Origin of the sequence: Sphingopyxis sp. UBA6723 (assembly GCF_002454115.1) — a bacterium.
Lineage (GTDB): Bacteria > Pseudomonadota > Alphaproteobacteria > Sphingomonadales > Sphingomonadaceae > Sphingopyxis.
Genome location: NZ_DKIH01000008.1, coordinates 15,536 through 18,487, shown reverse-complemented (window position 1 = coordinate 18,487; position 2,952 = coordinate 15,536). Strand labels below are relative to the sequence as shown.

Genomic DNA, 2,952 nt, shown 5'->3' with positions numbered 1-2,952 from the left:
CTGCCCTCCCCTGAAGGGGAGGGCATTTCAAGCGTCAGCGCGCGCCCATCGTGCGCAGGCGGTCACGCAGCGGGCCCCAGGTGTTGATGCCTTCGACGACCTGGCCGTTCAGCACGAAGGTCGGGGTGCCGGTGATCTGATATTTCTCGACTCCGGCATTGGTCCCTTTTTCGATCGCCGAAACATTGTCGACCTTGCTCAGGCACGCCTGGATCGTCGCTGCGGGGACGCCGCGCTGCTGGTAGAATTGATCGATGCCCCAGCCCTTGGCGAGCGCGGTGAAACGCTGTTCGGGGGGCAGCTGCATTGCCGCTTCGATCCCCGGCTGCGGTTTTTGCGCCCCGGCGATGAAGGCTTCATGTTCGAGGAAGGTCGCGTCGGCGAGCGGGAAGAAGCGGTCGGGGCCGGCGCATTTGGCGATGGCACCGGCGATCGCGTCGACCGGGTGCAGCATGAACGGGGTCAGCTTGTACGACACGCGGCCGGTGTCGACGAAGTCGCGCTTCAGCTCTTCGTGCGAATCCTTGGTGAACTGCGCGCAATGACCGCAGGTGAAAGCGCCAAATTCTTCGAGTTTGATCGGGGCATCGGGATTGCCCATCACCACGCCGTCGCCGTCGAAGCTGACGACCTGCGACCAGCTTTTGCCCGCGGGCGCCGCGACCTTTGCGACCACTTCCTGTTCCTTGGCAGGGTCGCTGGCACCGCCGCCGCAACCGGCGAGCGCGAGTGCGCCAAACGAAGAGAGAAGGGCGATACGAAGCGATGCGGTCATGATGTGCTGTTCTCCGGAAACAAGATGGGCAGGCTTTTACGATCCCTTGATCGCGAGGTCGAGTTTCGATTTGAGCGCCGGCCAGGCGACGACTTCGGCGTTGCGCCCGTTGATGAAAAAGGTCGGGGTGCCGCCGACGCGATCGGCGTTGCGTGCGATGTTGGTCATCCCGGTGAGTTCGGCCTGCGCGACCTCGCTGTCGAGCGCGGCGTCGAGCTGCGCCTGGGTGTAGCCGCGCGCGCGCATCAGCGCGGCGAGCCCGGTGTCGGCGGCGATCTTGCGTGCCCGCTGGGCGGTGGTGCCTTCGAACCAGCTGGTCTTCTGCGCGTCGGTGGCGTTCTTCACCTTGGCCGTCCAGCTATCGAAAGCCGCAAAAATCGCCTGATGATTGCGCGCGAAGGCGGCGGGACCGCCACAGCGTGCGAGCAGCGCCGCCGTCATGTCGAACGGGTCGCGCACCAGATTGCGATATTCGAACAGGACCAGCCCGCGGTCGATATACTGCGTCTTGAGCGGCGCCGAGCCCAGCTTCGCGAAGTCGGCGCAGACGTGGCAGGTGTAGCTGAAATATTCGACCAGCCGCACCTTCGCCGCGGGGTTGCCGACGACATGCGCCCCGATCGAACTGGTGGTTACCTTCGATGACCAGAGCGCAGGTTTGGCGGGCGTCGCGGCGATCAGGGTCAGCGCGGCGCCCGACAGCGCCAGCACGGCGGTGCGGCGATCCAGCGGGGAATCCTCAAATGCGGACATCGTGCACGGGTCTTTCTTCAGCTGATCCGGGGGAGCTTCGACGCGGTCGCCAGTCCCGCCGCCATGCGTTCGAGCACGGTGCGCAGTTCCGGGTCGCCGATGTCGCGCAGGCTGTCCCCCAGCTCGGCGGGTACGGGTTTGAGCATGGCTGGTGGCTGAACGGGCGCCGCGGGGGTGACGTGGCCGTGCGTCATGCGCACCTGCGCCACCGCGGCATAACCAAAGAAGCGGTTGACCGCGGCGATGATGTCGGGCGCGACATGCTGCAGCATCGGGGCGTGCGCGCCGCTGATCGTCAGGTGGAGCGTGCCGCCTGCTTTCGCGCCGACGGGAAAACGGATCATCGCGGGCTGGGTGACATCGGCCAGCCGGTTGCCGACGATCTCGCGCCAGCGGCTGACCACCGAGCTCTGGATGAAACCGAATTTGCGAAAGGCGGCGCGGCCGATTTCGGGGACAAGGTCGGAAATCATCCGTGCCTCGCCGCCGCGCGGCCGTTCGTAAACGCGCACCGGCGCTTTGGGCTTTTTTGCCCCCGCCTTCGCTGCCGCCTTTTTGGCGGGCGGGCCATCGCCGCTGTCTTTCGTCATCGCGGGTGCCATGCCATAGGCGGGGGGTGAGCGTCCAGACTTCCGACATTGATGAGGGCATCGCGGGTGATTTCGCGGCGCGCCTGCTACGATGGTATGACGCTTCGGCGCGGGTGCTGCCGTGGCGGATCGCGCCGGGCAGCGCCTCGGTACCCGATCCCTATCGTGTCTGGCTGGCCGAGGTCATGTTGCAGCAGACGACGGTCGCGGCGGTCGCGGGCTATTTCGCGCGCTTTACCGAACGCTGGCCGACGGTCGCCCATCTGGCGGCGGCGGACGATGCCGATGTCATGGCCGCGTGGGCGGGGCTGGGCTATTATGCCCGCGCGCGCAATTTGCTCGCCTGCGCGCGGGCGGTGGTCGCGGAGCATGGCGGGTGCTTTCCAGACAGCGAGACCGCTTTGCGCGCGCTGCCCGGAATCGGTGACTATACTGCCGCCTCGGTCGCGGCGATTGCCTTTGGCCAACCGGCGGTCGTCGTTGACGCCAATATCGAGCGCGTGATGGCGCGCCACCGGCTGATCGAAACCCCGCTGCCACTCGCCAAGCGCGAGATTCGCGCGGCGTTGGCACCGCTGGTGCCGCCGGATCGCCCGGGCGATTTTGCGCAGGCGCTGATGGACCTTGGCGCCACCATTTGCACGCCGCGGAGCCCAGCCTGCGCGATCTGCCCACTGCTGGCCGATTGCCGCGCGCGCGGGCGCCCCGATATCGAGCGCTTGCCGGTCAAACCGCCGAAAAAGGCGAAGCCGCATCGCCACGGGCTGGCGCATTGGATCGAGCGCGACGCGCAGATCTGGCTGGTCCGCCGTCCCGGCAAAGGCATGCTCGGCG

Annotated in this window: 4 protein-coding genes; 1 reads left to right on the top strand and 3 read right to left on the bottom strand. The window is 66.9% G+C overall.

Translation table 11 applies throughout. The annotated features are described in order from the left end of the window. Positions 1–34: 34 nt before the first annotated feature. The 3 genes from B4F07_RS06000 to B4F07_RS05990 are packed head-to-tail and all read right to left on the bottom strand — an operon-like array spanning position 35 to position 2,118. A complete protein-coding gene (locus B4F07_RS06000) occupies positions 35–775 on the bottom strand; it encodes a thioredoxin domain-containing protein (RefSeq protein WP_293699312.1) in 741 nt (246 codons plus the stop codon). A gap of 36 nt (positions 776–811) precedes the next feature. Further along, positions 812–1,528, bottom strand: coding sequence for a thioredoxin domain-containing protein (locus B4F07_RS05995; protein ID WP_293699310.1), 717 nt, complete (start codon positions 1,526–1,528; stop codon positions 812–814). A 17-nt stretch (positions 1,529–1,545) separates the two neighbouring features. Further along, positions 1,546–2,118 (bottom strand): DUF721 domain-containing protein, encoded by a 573-nt coding sequence (locus B4F07_RS05990; RefSeq protein WP_414711687.1) that lies wholly within the window; start codon positions 2,116–2,118, stop codon positions 1,546–1,548. A 26-nt stretch (positions 2,119–2,144) separates the two neighbouring features. On the opposite strand from B4F07_RS05990, the gene B4F07_RS05985 reads away from it, so the two are divergent. Further along, a partial coding sequence (locus B4F07_RS05985; RefSeq protein WP_414711751.1) for an A/G-specific adenine glycosylase occupies positions 2,145–2,952 on the top strand: 808 nt, incomplete at its 3' end.

What these genes read in the sequence shown, in the direction of transcription:
- B4F07_RS05990 (WP_414711687.1), bottom strand. Translation starts at nt 2,118, where the DNA reads ATGACGAAAGACAGCGGCGATGGCCCGCCCGCCAAAAAGGCGGCAGCG.
- B4F07_RS06000 (WP_293699312.1), bottom strand. Translation starts at nt 775, where the DNA reads ATGACCGCATCGCTTCGTATCGCCCTTCTCTCTTCGTTTGGCGCACTC.
- B4F07_RS05995 (WP_293699310.1), bottom strand. Translation starts at nt 1,528, where the DNA reads ATGTCCGCATTTGAGGATTCCCCGCTGGATCGCCGCACCGCCGTGCTG.